At 72.2% G+C, this 17,021-nt stretch carries 13 protein-coding genes; 5 read left to right on the top strand and 8 right to left on the bottom strand.

The window, feature by feature from the left end; translation table 11 throughout:
• Positions 1–314 precede the first annotated feature (314 nt).
• Positions 315–974 (top strand): response regulator transcription factor, encoded by a 660-nt coding sequence (locus CHC08_RS27295; RefSeq protein ID WP_218825508.1) that lies wholly within the window; start codon positions 315–317, stop codon positions 972–974.
• Between the two features lie 254 nt (positions 975–1,228).
• Positions 1,229–1,603 carry a response regulator gene (locus CHC08_RS27290; RefSeq protein WP_089210228.1) on the top strand — a complete coding sequence of 125 codons (375 nt, stop codon included), beginning with the start codon at positions 1,229–1,231 and terminating at the stop codon, positions 1,601–1,603.
• A gap of 158 nt (positions 1,604–1,761) precedes the next feature.
• On the opposite strand, the gene CHC08_RS27285 is transcribed toward CHC08_RS27290, so the two are convergent.
• On the bottom strand, positions 1,762–2,649 hold the full coding sequence (locus CHC08_RS27285) for an NAD(P)-dependent oxidoreductase (RefSeq protein WP_089210227.1): 888 nt from the start codon (positions 2,647–2,649) through the stop codon (positions 1,762–1,764).
• Between the two features lie 88 nt (positions 2,650–2,737).
• Here CHC08_RS27285 and CHC08_RS27280 point away from each other — a divergent pair, with 88 nt between their 5' ends.
• Positions 2,738–3,049 carry a winged helix-turn-helix transcriptional regulator gene (locus tag CHC08_RS27280; RefSeq protein WP_420823588.1) on the top strand — a complete coding sequence of 104 codons (312 nt, stop codon included), beginning with the start codon at positions 2,738–2,740 and terminating at the stop codon, positions 3,047–3,049.
• 120 nt (positions 3,050–3,169) lie between these two features.
• Here the strand turns inward: CHC08_RS27280 and CHC08_RS27275 are convergent, their stop codons facing one another.
• From CHC08_RS27275 to CHC08_RS27250, 6 genes are all read right to left on the bottom strand, one after another.
• Positions 3,170–4,609 carry a phytoene desaturase family protein gene (locus CHC08_RS27275; protein ID WP_089210226.1) on the bottom strand — a complete coding sequence of 480 codons (1,440 nt, stop codon included), beginning with the start codon at positions 4,607–4,609 and terminating at the stop codon, positions 3,170–3,172.
• Positions 4,606–6,528 (bottom strand): GAF domain-containing sensor histidine kinase, encoded by a 1,923-nt coding sequence (locus CHC08_RS27270; protein WP_089210225.1) that lies wholly within the window; start codon positions 6,526–6,528, stop codon positions 4,606–4,608. Before CHC08_RS27270 ends, CHC08_RS27275 begins: the two co-directional genes overlap by 4 nt.
• 3 nt (positions 6,529–6,531) lie before the next feature.
• Complete coding sequence (locus CHC08_RS27265; RefSeq protein WP_089210224.1) at positions 6,532–8,994, bottom strand: ABC transporter permease; 2,463 nt, start codon at positions 8,992–8,994, stop codon at positions 6,532–6,534.
• A gap of 6 nt (positions 8,995–9,000) precedes the next feature.
• Complete coding sequence (locus tag CHC08_RS27260) at positions 9,001–11,610, bottom strand: ABC transporter permease (RefSeq protein WP_143653364.1); 2,610 nt, start codon at positions 11,608–11,610, stop codon at positions 9,001–9,003.
• Between the two features lie 208 nt (positions 11,611–11,818).
• Positions 11,819–12,535, bottom strand: a complete 717-nt coding sequence (locus CHC08_RS27255) for an ABC transporter ATP-binding protein (protein ID WP_089210222.1) — start codon at positions 12,533–12,535, stop codon at positions 11,819–11,821.
• Entirely contained in the window at positions 12,532–13,839 is a 1,308-nt protein-coding gene (locus tag CHC08_RS27250) for an adenylate/guanylate cyclase domain-containing protein (RefSeq protein ID WP_218825505.1), read from the bottom strand. Before CHC08_RS27250 ends, CHC08_RS27255 begins: the two co-directional genes overlap by 4 nt.
• A gap of 131 nt (positions 13,840–13,970) precedes the next feature.
• Here CHC08_RS27250 and CHC08_RS27245 point away from each other — a divergent pair, with 131 nt between their 5' ends.
• Both CHC08_RS27245 and CHC08_RS27240 read left to right on the top strand, forming a co-directional pair.
• Positions 13,971–15,014, top strand: coding sequence for a cyclic nucleotide-binding domain-containing protein (locus CHC08_RS27245; protein WP_089210221.1), 1,044 nt, complete (start codon positions 13,971–13,973; stop codon positions 15,012–15,014).
• Entirely contained in the window at positions 15,011–15,931 is a 921-nt protein-coding gene (locus CHC08_RS27240) for an MBL fold metallo-hydrolase (RefSeq protein WP_179282231.1), read from the top strand. Before CHC08_RS27245 ends, CHC08_RS27240 begins: the two co-directional genes overlap by 4 nt.
• 274 nt (positions 15,932–16,205) lie before the next feature.
• Here the strand turns inward: CHC08_RS27240 and CHC08_RS27235 are convergent, their stop codons facing one another.
• A complete protein-coding gene (locus CHC08_RS27235) occupies positions 16,206–16,907 on the bottom strand; it encodes a formylglycine-generating enzyme family protein (RefSeq protein WP_089210219.1) in 702 nt (233 codons plus the stop codon).
• Positions 16,908–17,021: the final 114 nt, after the last annotated feature.

Here is a 17,021-nt window from a genome sequence, read left to right as displayed (position 1 = left end):
GTCAGGGCGGGCCGATGGGGAACGGTCACGGGTCCACGCGGTCAGGGCGGGCCGATGGGGAACGGTCACGGGTCCACGCGGTCAGGGCGGGCCGAGCGGGTCGCGGATCTACCCGGTGGGAAAGGGATCCGGGTGGGCCGGAGGCAGGCCCGTGGACGGCGTCCGCGCACGGTAGACGACGGGGAAGGCCCCGGGTCTGCCCGGTGGGAGAGGGATCCGAGCGGGCTGGTTGGCGGCGTTCACGCGTCCGCGCGCACGGTGGACGAAAAGTGATGGGTTGCCCGTGGTCATGCGGTTAGGCTGCGTCCGTGGTCATACGGATCGTCATCGCGGAGGACTCCCTGCTGGTGCGGGAGGGCGTGCGGCGGGTGCTCGACCTGCGAGACGACCTTGAGGTGGTCGCCACCTGCGCCGACCTGCCCGGCCTGCTGACGGCGGTCGGCGAGCACGTCCCCGACGTGGTGGTGACCGATATCCGGATGCCGCCCACGTTCACCGACGAGGGGATCCAGGCGGCCATCCGGCTCCATCAGACCCACCCGGGCACCGGAGTGGTGGTGCTCTCCCAATATGCCGAGCCCGCGTACGCGACGCCGTTGCTCGCCTCCGGCAGCGCCGGGCGGGCCTATCTGCTCAAGGAACGGCTCAGCGACCCCCGCGAGCTGATCGAGGCGGTTCGCTCGGTGGCCAGGGGCGGTTCGGTCATCGACCCCGCCGTGGTCGAGGCTCTGGTCGCCGACTCGATCCACGCGCGGTCCTCGCCCCTTGCCGGCCTGACCCCGAGGGAGCGCGAGGTGCTGGCCCACATCGCGCAGGGCAAGAGCAACGCGGCCGTGGGAATGGCGCTTTCCCTCACCGAGCGGGCGGTGGAGAAACACATCAACACCCTGTTTCCCAAGCTCGGCCTCGGTCCCGAACCGGACATCAACCGCCGGGTCATGGCGGTGCTGCTCTACCTGTCCGCCCAGGTGTGACAGCAGTCCCGCGACGATCGGTGAGCACCCGTCCGTCCAGGTGTGACAGCCGCCCGACAGCCGTCGGCATCAAGTGCGGGCACGCATCCGTCCGTCCCCCTGACCACCGGCACGGATCCGTCCGCCCAGGTGGAACGGTGGCCATGTGATCATCCGTACGGGGTGCTGGCACGCCGGGACCGTGGTGGTCACACCCTTGGAGTGCGTCTGGGGTTGGGGAAGACTGAAGAGGTGACAGCGTTGGGGAAAGGCGAATGGCCATCGTGACGGCGTCCACGGTTGACGTGCTTATCGTGGACGACCAGGCCCCGTTCCGGTCGGTTGCGCGCTCCCTCGTCCGCCTCCTGCCCGGGTGGCGCGTGGTGGGCGAGGCGGCTAGCGGTGAGGACGCCTTCGAGATGGCCACGGCGGCCCGACCCGGCATGATCCTGATGGACATCAACCTTCCCGGCATCAGCGGGATCGAGGCGACCCGCCGCATCCTCGCCCACGCACCCGAGATCACGATCGTGCTGCTGTCGACCTACGCGGTGGAGGACCTTCCCCCGGACGCGGGGACCTGCGGCGCCGTGGCCTATGTCCGCAAGGACGATCTCACCCCGGCGGTGCTGCGGGCCCTGCCCGTCTGAGCGCGAGACCCGTGGCGCCGTGGTCTGTGTCCGCCAGGACGACCTCACTCCGGCGCCGCTGGATCTCATCCGTCCGAGTGCGAGAGATCGGGGGAGAAGCGTCCGGTCGATGAGGCCGTTGCAGTATTCGCCCCACAGGACGCCACGGGAGGATCTCCTCAGCGAGGGTTCAGGATCTCGGTGATCCGGAGGAACCCGTCCGCGCCGTGACCCCGTCCGATGGCGCGGCGCGCCAGGCCTTCGGCCGCACGCATCACACCCGCGTCGATGCCATGGGCCTCGGAGATGTGGACGATATGGGCCATGGACGACACCGCCGAGGTGATCGGATTGCCCTCACCGGAGAACCTCCCGCTGTCCACTTCCTCCGCCTCCTGCTCAAAGATCGGCGGAAGGATCGTGCCGATGCCTCTGGCGAACGGTGCCAGCTCCCGGGCGGTGATCCCCTCGGCCCTCGCCACCGCCAGTGCGTGCGCATAACCCGCCATCGCGGTCCAGAAGATGTCGAGCAAGGCGACGTCGTATGCGGCCGCCCGGCCGATTTCCTCACCGAGGTGAGTGTGGGTGCCACCCAAGGCGTCCAGCACCGGCCGGTGCCGGCGGTAAAGCTCCTCGGGGCCGCTGTAGAGGAACGTCGCGGCCGGGGTCCCGATGGTCGTGGTCGGCGTCATGATCGCGCCGTCCAGGTATTCGATGCCGTGCTCGGCGGCCCAGGTCGCGGTGCTCCGGGCCCGGTCGGGGACGTCGGCGGTCAGGTTCACCACGGTGCGCCCCTTGAGCGCGTCGGTGACCGCGCCGCGCCGCACGATGGCGTCCGCCGCGTCGTAGTTCACCACGCAGACCACGGTCAACCTGCTTGCGGCGACCGCCGTTTCGGGTGATCGGGCGCCGACCGCACCCCGCTCGACCAATTCCCGATCCTTGCCCGGCGTCCGATTCCAGACCGTGGTCCGCAGGCCGGCGTCCAGGAAGGCGCCGGCCAGGGCCCGGCCCATCGGCCCCAGACCGAGCACGGTGACGGCAGACTGTTCGGTGGACGAGGTCATGCTTCAACTCCTCACGACGAATGAGCACATGGCGATGAGATGGGATGAGATGACGCGTAGCCGGGCCCAGGACCCCAATGTCTGCGGAGTGACCGCCGCGATCGCCGTGATCGACGGCAAGTGGAAGACGATTCTGCTCTGGCTCCTGGAATCCGGTCCGCACCGTCCCGGCGAGCTGCGCCGGCGGCTGCCGGGCCTCACCGAGAAGGTGCTGACTCAGACACTCCGGGAGATGGAGACCGACGGACTGGTCCACCGGGAGGTGCACGATGTGCGGCCACTGAAAACCGTGTATTCCCTGACCGCGTTCGGCCGCGAACTCTCCGAAGCGCTGGCGCCGCTTTCCGATTGGGGCCACCGCCGCCTGGAGAAGCTGGCCGAGTTCGAACCGGTCTCCTGATGCACCGCCAACCTCCCCGTCTCATCTGGATCTGACGACCCGCAGGCCGCCCACGACCAAGCTTCAGGCCGCCCCGGCCCGCCGACAAGTACCCACAAAAAAGTGGCTACAGGACGGACCTCACTCCGCCATGGAACCCGCCCTCCTGAGTGCGAGCCGGGCCGCCTGACGGCCGCCCATGCCGTGAACGCCCGCGCCGGGCGGAGTGCTCGCCGAGCACAGGTAGAGCCCGGGCACCGGGGTCGCCCACGGATGAGGCGAATAGGCCGGTCGGCCCACGAACTGGCTCAGCCGCGCCGAGCCGCCCCCGATGTCGCCGCCGACCAGGTTGGCGTTGTGCGCCTCCATGGCCGCCGGGCCCATCACGCTCCGCGCCAGGACAAGGTCGCGGAATCCCGGTGCGAACCGTTCGATCTGGGCTTCGATCGCCCCGGTCATGTCCATCCCGGAGCCGTTCGGCACGTGGCAGTAGGACCACAGGACGTGCGACCCGGCGGGCGCGCGCGTGCCGTCGGCCACGCAGGGCTGGACGAGCAGGACGTACGGACGTTCGGGATGCCCTCCCCGCGCGACCGTCGCCTCGCTCGCGGCGATCTCCTCCAGGGTGCCGCCGAGGTGGACGGTGCCGGCGCCGGCCACGGCCGGGTCGATCCAGGGGACGGGACCCGAGAGCGCCCAGTCGATTTTGAAGACGCCGGGCCCGTACCGGTAGCGTTCCAGCCGCCGACGGTAGCCCTGAGGCAGCCTGTGACCCGCCACGGCGACCACCTGGCGCGGTGTGAGGTCGAGAAGGACCGAGGCGGCGTCGGGAAGCTCGTCCAGGCTGCGGACGGTCTGGCCGGAGACGACCTCCCCGCCGCTCCGCACGATACGGGCGACGAGGGCGTCGGCGAGCACCTGCGAACCGCCCCGGACCACCGGCCAGCCGACCTGGTGGGCCAGGGCCGCCAGGAGCAGGCCGTAGCCGGCGGTGATGGGCGCGCGGAGATCGAGCATCGAGTGGGCGGCCATGCCCGCGAGGGCCGCGCGAGCCTCCGTGGTGCGGAACGCGGAGCGGGCGAGCCAGGTCAGGGGCAGCGCGCCCGCTGCCGCGAAGCGGGCCGCACGCAGCGGAGCCCTGGGCAGAGCCAGCGGGGAGAGCAGGGTGTCGACCAGCCGGCTGCCTCCTCGGGAGGTCGCGCCCACGGTGGCCCGCCAGGCCGCCGCGTCCCGTCCGAGCGAGCGCGCGGTGCGGTCCAGATCTCGATGGATGAGTACGGCGGAGCGCCCGTCCAGGGGATGGGCGGCGGGAACGGGGGGATGCGCCCACTCCACCGTGCCCTTCTCCAGGTCCAGTTCCCGGAACGCCGGGGAGGCCAGTGCGAGAGGCAGCACGGTGGCGCAGACGTCGTGGTGGAATCCGGGAAGTGTGAGCTCCTCCGTGCGCAGCCCGCCGCCGAACCGGTCGGCGGCCTCCACCAGCAGGACGCGCCGTCCCGCTTCCGCCATGGTGACGGCGGCGACCAGCCCGTTGGGGCCCGAACCGACCACGACGGCGTCGAAACCGTCGGCCCGGCTCATGGGGCGTCCCCGACCGGGATCTCCCCGCGGACCGTCGTGCCCGCACTCCGCTCGGACTCGACGAACAGCAGGCCGCCGATCGCGCCGAGGCGGTCGGTCATGTTCACGAAGCCGTGCCCCTCGCCGGTTCCGGCGGCGAAACCGAGGCCGTCGTCGGAGACCGAGAAGCGCAGCATCTCGCTGTCCGCGTGGATCCGCACCTCGATGGAGGCGTCGGGTCCCGCGTGCTTGCCCGCGTTCTGGATGGCCTCCAGGCAGCAGAAGTAGACGGCGGCCTCGATCTCCTCCGGATATCGGCGGGGAAGGTCCACGTCGACCTGGTAGGGCAGGGACACCCTCCGGGTGACGGAGCGCATGGCCTCGCCCAGGCCGTGGTTGCGCAGGAGCGGCGGGTAGATCCCGTGGGCGAGTTCGCGAAATGTCGCGTTGGTGTTCTGCACGTCGCTGTGCAACTCCTCGAGTAGCTCTGCGGCCAGGGCCGGGTCCTCTTTGATGATCTCGCGGGCCAGGCCAAGCTTGACGGAGAGGGTGACAAGGTGTTGCTGCGCGCCGTCGTGCAGGTCGCGTTCGATGGCCCGGCGGGAGGCGTCCGCCGCGGTGACGATCCTCAGGCGTGAGGCCTGCAGTTCCTCGTTGCGCTGGCGCAGCTCCTCCAGCGACGCCTGGAGTGCCGAGTCCAGCCGCATGTTGTGCAGGGCGAGCCCGACCTGCCGGGCGAGTTCGATGAGCACCCGGTCGTCCTCCTCGGTGAAGTCGAGCCCCTCGGGCGTCCGCCTCACCACGAGCAGCCCGAGCAGGTCTCCCAGGTGCGCGGCCGGGGCCACCCGTACCGGCGCCTCCTGCGGGTGGCCGGCGAGCAGGCCGGGCAGCCAGACCCCCATCCAGGCGGGTCCGCCGATCCGGGTACGGCCGACGACGAGACGTTCCTTGTCGCTGAGGGTGATCTGCCCGCCGGGCCGTTCGGGCACGCTCACGGTCCTGTGCAGGAGGCCGTCGGTTCCGACCCAGACCTCCGCCCCCGCCGGGCCGAGGGTGGCCCGGAGCGACTCCACCAGCTGGAGCAGCAGTTCGTCGAAGGGGACGGCACGGCTCATCCGCGCGCCGAAGGAGGCCAGCGCCTCCTCCGGGGTCTGGCCGCGCCTGCCCAGCAGGGACTGGCCGAACGACACCAGCCGGAACCGCAGGGGCAGCGCCAGCACGACGGCCGTCAGGGCCGCGACGACGCTGGCCACCAGAACCTCGCGCTCGGGACCGACGGGGGAGCGGGCGAGTCCGATGATCACGACCAGGTAGACCGAGACCACCAGCATGGCCAGCCCGGCGACGACCACGGCCTCGACCAGCGCCTGCTCGGCGAGCCTGGACGTCGCCGGGAGCTGGCTGAGAAGGAGTCCCGCCGGCATCACGACCAGGGCCGCGAGGACCCATGGGAGCAGCTCGCCGGGGGTGCCGAGCAGCATGTTCAGCGCGATCAGCACGGCGTCCGACGCCGCGGTCACGACGGCCGCGGCGGCGACCCACTGCAGCGTGCGACGGCGTGCGGCCGGTGCTTTCGGGCAGCGTAGCGCCACCGCCCCGAGGGCGACGGCGCACGCTCCCAGCGCGGCCGCGATGAGCGGTCCCCGGTCCGGGGCCGTACCGGTGGCGAGCAGCCCGGCCGTCCAGCCGAGCCCGGCGACCGCGGCCCCCGCCGCGAGGGTCCGGCGCGGCCACGAGCCGAGGACGCCGTCGGGAAGACCGAGCCCGCAGGCCAGCCAGGCGGCGACCGCGAGCGGAGCGCAGGCGGGCCAGATGCCCGCCGCGGCCTGGGCCACGGCGATGAGGCCCGACGCCCGTGCCAGCGTGGGCCTGCCGGTCAGCAGAATGCCGAAGGCGACGAGCGCCCAGGCGGCGGCCACGACGGCGGATGCGAGGACCATCGTTCACTCCGTTCGCAGGACGTGGCCGATGCGCAGCCGGGTGGCGACGCTGCCAGGCCAGGCCGCCAGAAGGTTGGCGAGCAGGAGGGTCACCGGTCCGGCCAGGAGCAGCGCCCACAGGGCCAGCGGCGGTACGTACACCAGCGGGGCGATGTCCGCGACGATCCTCCACAGGGTGCGGCCGAACGCCACGCCGAGCGGCACCCCGAAGAGCAGCCCCACGACCGCCAGCAGCGTGGCCTGGGTGACCACCATCCAGCGGGCCTGTGGACGGGTCATGCCCAGCGCGCGCAGCACGGCCACCTCGTGCCGCCTCCGCCGTACGGTGGTCGCCAGCGCGTGGCCGACCGCCCCCACGGCGAGCAGTGCGAGGAACCCGGCGAGCAGGACCGGCAGGGACTGGACGTCACGGATCTGCGCCACCTGCGGGAGCGGCAGAGGGTCGGTGAACGGCAGGCCCCCGCCCCCGGGCGGAGCGGTGGCGGACTCCAGCCGCCGTTTCACGGCGGCGAGGTCGGTCCCGGGACGCAGGGCGATCTCCGCGCCGTGGAACTTGAACGCGAAGTGGGCCCCGGCGAAGAGCCGGTCGTACCCGGCCGGGATGACCCAGCCCCCATCGGCATAGCCGTTGTGCGGGCCCTCCGGCATGAAGCCGATGCCGGTGACCGTCATCGGCACCGGCGTGGGACCGCCGCCCATCGGGACCCTGCCGCCGACGGCGACGCCGAGGGCGTCCGCGCTCGACGGCCCGAGGACGATCTCTTCCGGCGTCGCCGGCATCCGGCCTTCGAAAAGCACCACGGGCAGCGGTCCGCCCACCGGGTCGTAGGTGTAGACGGTGACCGGTGCGCTCCTGGATTTCTCCGCCCCAGCCCCGGTCGCCGTCCTCGTCGCCGGTACCTCAGCCTCCGCCACCGCGATCCTCGCGTCGTTGACCGCCTGAACGGCCGGGTCGCGGGCCACCGTCTCCAGCATCTGCCGGTACGACGGCACGAAGTCCTCGTTGTTGAAGCCGAGGAAGATCTCCAATTGGTGGGTCTGTCCGAACCTGGCCGGGTTCTCGGTCGCGTCGCGAACACCGGCGGAGAAGGTGAACGCGGCGAGCACCCCGACGACCCCGGCTATGGCCCCCACCAGGGCCGGGCGGACCGGGACCGCGCTTTTGCCGCGCCCCGGCTCCAGGGCGAAGCGGGCGCCGATCACGATCGGGACCGGCAGGCCCGCGCGGGCCGCCGCCAGCGCCACCCCGGAGCGGCGTCCCGAGATCCTGCCACGCGTCGCGACCAGCGCGAGGGCGGCCGAGGCCGCCGATCCGGCCAGGACGAGGGCGAGGATCAGTGCCCAGCCCGTCCCCAGGATCAGCCAGTCGACGTCGAAACCGGGATGGGGTTCGAGCAGGGCCGCCGCACCGATCGGCATCCACGTGGAGGCGGCCGCGGCGGACACGATCCCGAGAGTGGTCCCGGCGAGCGCGGCGAGGAACGGCCCGGCCGACGCCGCGACGACCGCCTGTCGCGGTGTCAACCCCACGGCGCGCAGCACCTGCAGGTCGGCCATGGTCGCGGCCGTGTACCGGGCCACCGACTGGCCGATCAGCACGATCGCCGCGGCCAGTGCGGCAAGCCCGAAGGCGAGCAGGGAGGCGGCCTCGAAGTGGGCGACCTGGCGAGACGGTGCGATGATCTTCATCTCGATGTTCCACATGTCGATGTCCGAGCGCTTCGAGGCGCGGACGAGTCCTTCGCGGAAGGCGGGGATCGCTGCCTCGCCGCCCTTCAGCCGGACCAGGGCGTTGATGTACCCCTTGGGGCCGACGATGTTCGCGTGATACCTGGCGAACAGCGCGGCCGAGGGGAGCACGCCGCCTCTGTCCCCGAGCTTCTCGGCGAACCACGTCGAGCGGATGACGCCGACGATCGTGACGGGAACCGAGGGACCGAGCAGCGGGTCGCTGCCGGAGGGATCGAAGTCGTCGCTTCCGGCCTGCTCCACCGACATCAGGCGCAGGGTCAGCCTGTCGCCCACCCCCCGGTGGTAGGTGGCGGGGAACCGCGAGCTGACCACGACCTCGTCGATCCGGGTGGGGTCGGGTAGCCGTCCTTCGAGGACGACGGGCCGTTCGATGGTCCGCAGGAGTTCGTCGTCGACCGGAGGGAACGCCGACACCTCCTCCGAGTTGGAGATGCCGTCCACGCCGAAGCCCGACACGGGAAACTCCGTGAGCGCCTCGACCTGCGGGAGCGCCCGGATCCCGGCCCAGTCGAATCCGGGCTCGTTGGGGAGCACGGCGACGGTGGCGGGCAGCGTCAGGGCGGCGAGCCTGTCGACCGCGGTGCCGCCGCGGCGGGCGCCCGCGACCGAGGCCAGGACGGTCGCGGTGGCGAAGGCCACGAGCAGCGCGAGCACCACCAGGGAGCGCCAGCGCCGCCGCAGCTCCAGCCGGAACCAGGTGACTGTCACGATCATGATCGGTCACTCCGCTCGTAGGGTCTGGCCGACGCCGAACCGCGTGACGAGGCGGCTGGGCCAGGCCGCCAGCAGGTTGGCGACCAGCAGCGCACCGGGGCCGACCAGCAGCAGAGCCCACAGGGCGACCGGGGGTTGGTAGAACAGGGGCGTGTGGTCGGCCACGACGCGCCACAGCGTGCGGCCGAGCGCCAGGCCGAGGGGCACGCCGAAGGCGAGACCGACCAGCGCGAGCAGCGAGGCCTGCGTGACCACGACCCAGCGCGACTGCGTGCGGGTCAGGCCGAGCGCGCGCATGACCGCGATCTCGTGGCGCCGCCGGCGGATGGCCGTCGCCAGTGCGTGGCCCACCGCTCCCACCGCCAGGAGCGCCAGGAAGCCGCCGAGGAAGAGGGGCAGGATCCGCATGTCCTGGACCTCGGCGAGCTGGGTGGGCGGGTCCTGCGTGCCGAAGGCGACCTTCTCGCCATCCTTGATCGCCTTCACGGCCGTTGTGAGGCGGACCCGGAGGGCGTCCATGTCCGCGCCGGGTCGCAGGGCGATCAGCGACTGGTGATACTTGAAGTCCGCGCCGAACAGCGCGTGGAATCCGTCCGCGCTGGTCCACGCTCCGGCGTCGTAGTCGTTGTGCGAGCCGTGCGGCACGAAGCCGATCCCGGTGACGCGCAGGTCGCGCGGCGCCGTACTGCCTGCCAGCCGTACGGCCGAGCCGATGTCGGCCCGCAGGTCGCGCGCGCTGGTGGGGGCGAGGACGATCTCGCCGGAGGACTCCGGCATCCGGCCCGAGACCAGGACGACGGGGAACGGGGCACCGACGGGGTGATAGCTGTACACGGTGACCGAGACGTCATCCGCGTCGGGGTTCGGGTCGTCACTCGTGCCGGGGTTCGGGTTGTCATCCGCGTCGGGGTTCGGGTCGTCACTCGTGCCGGGGTTCGGGTTGTTACCCGTGCCGGGGTTCGGGTTGTCATCCGTGCTGAGGTTCGGGTCGTTGGCGTCGGGGTTCGAGGTGGTGTGCGCCTCGGCGACCGAGACCCGGGCGTCGTTCACACTGAGGACGTCCGGGTCCCGGGCGATGACGGCCATGGCCTGTTCCGCGGGCGCCCAGTCCTGGCCGCCCTCGCCGAAGTAGGTCGCGACCTGGAAGGTCTGGCCGAACCTGGCGGGATTGCCGGCCGCGTCCGCCACGCCCGCGGCGAAGGTGAAGGAGGCCAGCACCCCGAGCACCCCGGCGACCGCGCCGAACAGCGCGGGCCGTACCGGAACCGAGGTGCGCCCGCGCCCGGGTTCCAGGGCGAAGCGGGTGCCGATCACCAGGGGCACGGGCAGCCCGAGGCGGGCCACGGCGCGGGCGACGGCGGACCGCCGGGGCGGCGCCTCCGAGCGCGCCGCGGCGATCGCGAGCCGTGCGGCCGCGAGGGCTCCGGCCAGGACCAGGAGGGGCACGATCACCCAGCCCGCGGCGAGCACGGGTCCGTCGACGTCGAGTCCCGGCGTGGGTTCGAGCAGGGAGGCGGCGCCGATCGGCATCCACAGGGAGCCCAGCACGGCACCGCCGACTCCTGCGGAGGCGCCCGCGACCGAGGCGAGGAACGGTCCGGCGGAAGCGGCGGCCATGACCTGCGGGGTGGTGATGCCGGAGGCACGCAGGACCTGGAGATCGCTCACGTTGGCCGTGGCGTAGCGGGCCACCGACTGGCCCACGAGAACCAGCGCGGCGACCAGGGCGGCCAGCGCGAACACGCCGAGCGCCAGGCTCTCGTAGGTGTTGACCCGCTGGCTGCGCCGGGCGTTGTCGGCGCCGTTCCAGATCTCGATGTCGGTCCGCCCGGTGACCTCGCTCAGGCTTTTGCGGAAGGCGGACAGCCCGTTCTCTCCCCGGTCGAGGCGGACCAGCGCGTTGGCGAAGCCGTACGTGCCGGCGCCGAGGAAGTTCTTCGGGTAGGCCACGAAGAGCCCGGCCGAGGGGTGCATGTCACCCCTGCCTCCCACCGCGTCGGAGTACCACGGGGAACGGATGACGCCGACGATGCGGGCCGGCACGCGAGGGCCGTGCGGGACGCCGCCGAAGTTGGGGTCGCCGGCCTCCGCCACGGTCATGAGGCGAAGGGTGAGCGCGTCCCCGACGCCGAGACCGTACGAGCCGGAGAATCTTCCGCTGATCACGACCTCGTCGGTGCGGGAGGGATCGGGCAGACGTCCCTCCAGGACCACCGGCCGTTCGACGGTCCTCATCGCCTCGCCGTCCGCGGGCGGGAGGTAGCCCGCGTAGCCGGGAAGCTCCTCGACGAAAAAGGGCGCGACGGCGAACCCGGCCACCGCCGCGACGCCGGGCAGCGCGCGGATCTTGTTCCAGTCGAACGCGGAGTCGTTGGGCAGGACGACGGCGTCGGCCGGCAGGGTCACGGCGCGCAGCCGTTCGACCGCGCTCTCGCCCCGCCTCGCCCCGGCGACGGCGGTCAGGATCGTGGCGGTCGCCAGGCCCACGAGCAGCGCCAGAACGAGGAGGGGGCGCAGGCGCCGCCGCAGTTCCAACCGCAGCCAGGCGGCGGCGATCGCCATGGTTCCCGGCCGTAGCGCATGGGCACTGCCCGTCCGGTGTCCGGTGACGGTCATGGTTCCGCCCAGCTGTCGCACGTGAGGGCTGCCCGTCCGGTGGCGGTCATGGCTTCGTCCGGCTGTCGCGTGTGAGAACCGCTCGTTCGGTGGCGGTCATGGCTCCGCCCGACCATCGTGTGAGCACCGTCCGTCCGGTGTCCGGTGGCGGTTATGGCTCTGCCCGGCTGTCGTGTGTGAGCGCCGCCGGTCCGGTGTCCGGTGGCGGTCATGGCTCGACCCGGCCGTCGCGCATGAGAACCGCCCGTCCGGCACCCGCGGCGACGTCCGGGGAGTGCGTCACCATGATGATCGTCTGACCGTCGTCGTGGAGCCGCCGGAACAGCTCCAGGACCTCCATGCCGCCCTCGCTGTCCAGCGCGCCGGTCGGCTCGTCGGCGAGCAGCAGTGTCGGCTCGTTGACCAGGGCACGGGCGATCGCGAGCCGCTGCCGCTGGCCGCCGGACAGCACCGCGGGCACCTGGCGCGTGCGGTCGCCGAGGCCGAGCAGGTCGAGCAGGTCGCGTGCCCGCGACTCCGCGGCCCGCCGTTTCATCCCCGCGAGCACGCCCGGCATGATCAGGTTGTCCAGCGCGGACACGCCGTCGAGCAGGTTGAAGAACTGGAAGACGAAGCCGACGTGGTGCCGCCGGAAACGCGCGAGCCAGTTCTCGTCGCGGTTGTCGACGCGCTCGCCGGCGACCTCGACCGTGCCCTCGTCGACCGTGTCGAGCCCGGCGACGATGTTGAGCAGCGTGGACTTGCCGCAGCCGGACGGGCCCATGACGGCCACGAACTCGCCGTTGCGCACGTCCAGGTCGACGCCGCGCAGCGCGCGGACGGGGGCGAGCTCCGCGGCGAACGTCCGCTTGGCCCCTCGGACCCGTACGGCGAGCGCCTCCACGGCGTCCTCGGGGGGCGTTGCCGTGACATCGGTGGTGGTCATCGGGTCACCTCTAGGTGATAGACGTTGACGGGGGCGGAACGGCCTTTCACCGATTGGGCGCCGAGAGGTTTCCACGGCCACGCGCCGCCGCCGGCCTGGACGGTCGCCTCGGCCGCGGCCGTGCGGCCCGCGGGCCGGGCCAGGTCCTGCATGCGCTGGGCGAGGTTCACGGTGTCCCCCACGAGGGTGTACTCGACCCGCTCGTCGCTTCCGAGCAGGGCCGCCGCCACCTCGCCGGTGCACAGTCCGATGCCCAGCCCGAAGGGGGCCAGACCGTCGAGCGCCCACTCGGCGTCCAGGGCGCGTTGCCGTACGTGCATGTCGCAGGCGGTGCGGATGGCCTGCTCGGCGTGCTCGGGCGACGGGTCGGGCGCCCCGAACACGGCCATCACCGCGTCCCCGACGTACTGCATGACGGTGCCGCCCGCGTTGAGGATCGCGGCGTTCATCGCGCGGCGGTGGGCGTTGAGCTGGCCGGCGAGCACCGCGGGATCGGTTCTCTCGGCGATCGCCGAGTAGCCGCGGACATCGGACATGAGCACGGTGACGACGAGGCGTTCGGTCCGGGAGATCGCGCCCCGGTCGCGGAGCAGCTTGTCGGCGAGGCCGCTGGGCAGCAGGCGTGAGAGGGTCTCGCCCTGCTCCTCGCGGCGGAGGATCGCCGTGTGCAGCATGCGCAGCCGGCGGAGCGCGCCCTGACGGCCCGCGGTCGCGCCCTTGGCCAGGTCGAGGAAGAGCTGCTCGATGGCGGCGTTCACCGTTTCCGGGGTCTCTCCCGCCGAGGCGGCGATGGCCTTCACCGGGCGTCCCTCCGCGACCTGGCGGAGCAGATCCTCCTCGGCGGCCGAGAGCTCGCCCTCGTTGCGCGCGGGAACGACGAGCTCCTGGACGATCAGCGGGTCGATCATGGAACCGCCGGTGGCGACCTCGCGGATCGCGCGGCCCAGGAGCCCGGCGTCGGAGACGCGGTCCTTGAGCAGGTAGGCGTACCCCGCGGCCCCGTCGTCGAGGAGCCGGATCGCGTACTCCGGATCGTCGTACTGGCTGAGCACGACCACACCCGTGCCCGGCAGGTGCCTGCGGATCTCGCGGGCCGCCTCGATGCCCTCGTCCTGGAAGGTGGGAGGCATCCTGATGTCGGTCACGATGACCTGGGGGCGCAGCCGTACGGCGCTCTCCACCAGCTCGTCGTAGTCGGCGGCCAGCCCGACGACCTCCAGCGCGGCGTCGCGGCCCAGGAGTGCGCGCACGCCTTCACGGACGATCAGATTGTCGTCGGCCAGCACCAACGTGATGCGATCCACGAGTTGAATTACATATCGGGACGGATCTCGCGTGAAGGGTGCTGGGACGACGGTTGAGGGGTGCTGGCACCCCCTCGTGTTCGCAGGGTGACGCCCTGGTTCGAGCGCGCCGCGGTTTCTACGGTCGTGTCATGGATCCCGCGCCGGCGGGTAACGATCTCCCCTGGAGGGGAACCATGCGCGTCGAGTCGCAGGTGACGTCCCTGTCCTGGATTCCGTCCGAGGCCGTCAAGGGCTACACCAGGCCCGCGTTCACCGTGGGGATCGCGCACTACGACGACCCGCCCCCGGACAAGGTCGGCGACCTGGAGGCCCTGCGCGGAGCCGACGGTTTCCGCTTCGCCAACCGCCTGACCGCCTGGGCGGAGTTCACCGACGGCCGCCTGACCGGTCACGGCGTCGACGGCGGCCTGGTCATGGGGGCGACGACCATGCGTCTGGGCCCGCTCGGCGTGACGTTCACCGCCTTCAGCCTGCCGGACCTGCGCCCGGAACCCGAGATCGGCGACGGCTGGATACGTTTCACGCAGACCGCCGGAGGTCGTACGGCGATGCCGTTCCCGCGCAGGATCTCGCGTCCGCCGTACATGCGGCTGCAGTCCCCGCTGGTGTGGACGACGCTCGCTCTGACACTGCACGCCGACGGCCACGCCTCCTCGACGCTGGAGGGCGCGAGCCCGTTCCCCCGGCACTGGGTCTACGGGGCCGACGGCGTGCTGGCGCAGAAGGCGGGGGTCACCGACTTCGAGGCGTGGGCCGGCCAGGAGGGCGCGCACCGTACGCCGTGGGGAGACGAGGATTCCCCGGTCCTGGTCACCGCCGCCGAGACCGCCCTGGAACGTGAGATGTCGACGCTGATCATGCGTGGCGGCCACAGGCCGACGATCCGGTCCCTGGCCGCGGGGGAGGCCCTGATCCGCCAGGGGGACCCGGGCGACGCGCTGTTCCTCCTTCTCGACGGCGTGCTCTCCGTCGAGGTCGACGGACGCCGGCTTCCGGAGCTCGGCCCCGGCGCCATCCTCGGCGAGCGCGCGGTGCTGGAGGGCGGACGCCGTACGGCGACGCTGACGGCGCTGACGCCGATCCGGGTCGCCGAGGCACCCGCGCACATCATCGACAAGGCCGCCCTGGCGCGTCTTGCCGAAGGTCACCGGCGTGAGGAATCCCTCACGTGAGGCTCGTCCTGCTCGGGGTCCGGGGATCGACCCCCGCTCCCGGTCCCGCGTTCGTCCGGTACGGCGGGCACACCAGCTGCGTCGCCGTACTGCCGGACGACTCCGATGTCCCCGCGCTGATCCTCGACGCGGGCACCGGCCTGCGGGGGCTCCCCGACCTGCTCGGCGGGGCCGCGTTCCGCGGCTCGATCCTGCTGACGCACCTGCACTGGGACCATCTGCAGGGCCTGCCGTTCTGTCCCTCTCTGGACCGCCCCGACGCCCGCGTCGATCTTCACCTCCCGGGAAGCTCGTCCCCCCACCCGCCAGGAAGCACGTCGCCCCACCTGTCTGGGAACGCGTCCTCCCACGAACCGTCAAGCCCGTCCCCCCGCGAGCTGCTCGCCCGGGTCATGTCGCCGCCGCACTTCCCGATCGGTCCTGACGGCCTGCTCGGGACGTGGCGGTTTCTCCCCGCGACGACGGAACCGGCCGTCATCGAGGGTTTCACGGTGCGCCGGGCCGAGATCACGCACAAGGGCGGGATCACCCACGGAATCCGGGTAGAGGGCGACGGGGTCTCGGTGGCCTACCTTCCCGACCACTCTCCCCAGCTGGGGTCGGCGGCGGCGCGGGAGCTCGCCGCCGGGGTCGACGTGCTCCTGCACGACGCCCAGTTTCTCTCCGCCGAGCAGGCGACGGCCGATGCCTATGGCCATTCCACCGTGGCGGACGCGCTGGCCTTCGCCGATCGCTGCCGGGCCCGCCGCCTGGTCCTGACCCACCACGCGCCGGGCCGTACGGACAACGAGCTCGACGTCCTCGGCAAGGAGCTGGCCGACGCGGACCGCCTCGACGTCGAGATCGCCCGCCAGGGCGACATACTGCACGTGCGCGGCCCCGGCGGCGAGCGCCCGCCTCCCCCCTCCGCGTTGTGAAACAGCTACGCGTTGTGAAACAGCTAAAGGCCGGCCACCGGTGACCCGTCGCCCGGGCTCCCGGTGCCCGGCCGGGATCGTCGCCGCGTTCGGGCCGTGGTGCGTCGCGTCGTCCTCGGCGGGGAGGCAGAGCCCGGTCTGGTGCGTTTCCCGCTTACGGCCACCGGCCTGGTGCGTTTCCCGCTTACGGCCACCGGTCTGGTGCGTTTCTCGCTTACGGCCACCGGTCTGATGCCTTTTCCGCTCACGGCCACCGGTCTGGTGTGTTTCCCGCTCACCGCGATCGGGCGAGCCGGAATCCGAGGTCGTCGACGCGGAAGGTCGGGTGGCTCTTGCGGCGGCACGACGCCCGGCATCCTCGGGGCGGGTCGTACGCACCTCCGCCGCGGAACACGCGGTACGGGCCGTAGACCTCGGGATCGTAGACGTCCCAGCACCACTCCCACGCGTTGCCGATCATGTCGTAGAGGCCCCACGCGTTCGGCGCCCTGGTCGCGACGTCGTGCACCTCGCCGCCGGAGTTGCCGCGATACCAGGCGATCTCGTCCAGCTCTCCGTAGCGGACACCGGAGGTCCCGGCCCTGCAGGCGTACTCCCACTCCGCCTCGGACGGGAGGCGATAGCCGTCGGCCTTCCCGTCGAGGAGCACGTCCTGCGCGTCGGGATCGTCGGGGTTGTCGCCCATCGAGTAGCAGGGCTGGAGGCCCGTCGCCTGCGAGAGCAGGTTGCAGAACCGGACGGCCTCCTTCCAGGAGATCTCGGTCACCGGCGTCCGCGGCCCCGCCGAGCTCGTGGGCGCCTCGCCGTGAACGGCGCGGTACAGCTCGCGGGTCACGGGATACGGCGCCAGCCGGAAGGCCCCGACCTCGACCTTCCACCTCCTCTCCGTGCCCTCGTCCCGCAGGACGATCTCCCCGGCGGGGATCTCGATCATGCGCTCGGCGATCGCCTGGTGCGGCGTCAGGTCGAGGCTCATCGCAGGTCCCCTCCACATGGTCGGCTCCGCGTCAATGGCATGCGGGCGCACCTGCCTGCGAACGCGACCATGCGCGCCAGGGGGCGGGCTCGCCGGGTGCCGGCCACCGCTCCA

Source organism: Streptosporangium subroseum, from assembly GCF_900188345.1.
GTDB classification, from domain to species: domain Bacteria; phylum Actinomycetota; class Actinomycetes; order Streptosporangiales; family Streptosporangiaceae; genus Streptosporangium; species Streptosporangium subroseum.
This window is presented reverse-complemented; position numbering and strand designations above follow the sequence as displayed.

What these genes read in the sequence shown, in the direction of transcription:
- CHC08_RS27290 (WP_089210228.1), top strand. Translation starts at nt 1,229, where the DNA reads ATGGCCATCGTGACGGCGTCCACGGTTGACGTGCTTATCGTGGACGAC.
- CHC08_RS27285 (WP_089210227.1), bottom strand. Translation starts at nt 2,649, where the DNA reads ATGACCTCGTCCACCGAACAGTCTGCCGTCACCGTGCTCGGTCTGGGG.
- CHC08_RS27275 (WP_089210226.1), bottom strand. Translation starts at nt 4,609, where the DNA reads ATGAGCCGGGCCGACGGTTTCGACGCCGTCGTGGTCGGTTCGGGCCCC.
- CHC08_RS27270 (WP_089210225.1), bottom strand. Translation starts at nt 6,528, where the DNA reads ATGGTCCTCGCATCCGCCGTCGTGGCCGCCGCCTGGGCGCTCGTCGCC.
- CHC08_RS27265 (WP_089210224.1), bottom strand. Translation starts at nt 8,994, where the DNA reads ATGATCGTGACAGTCACCTGGTTCCGGCTGGAGCTGCGGCGGCGCTGG.
- CHC08_RS27260 (WP_143653364.1), bottom strand. Translation starts at nt 11,610, where the DNA reads ATGACCGTCACCGGACACCGGACGGGCAGTGCCCATGCGCTACGGCCG.
- CHC08_RS27255 (WP_089210222.1), bottom strand. Translation starts at nt 12,535, where the DNA reads ATGACCACCACCGATGTCACGGCAACGCCCCCCGAGGACGCCGTGGAG.
- CHC08_RS27245 (WP_089210221.1), top strand. Translation starts at nt 13,971, where the DNA reads ATGGATCCCGCGCCGGCGGGTAACGATCTCCCCTGGAGGGGAACCATG.
- CHC08_RS27235 (WP_089210219.1), bottom strand. Translation starts at nt 16,907, where the DNA reads ATGAGCCTCGACCTGACGCCGCACCAGGCGATCGCCGAGCGCATGATC.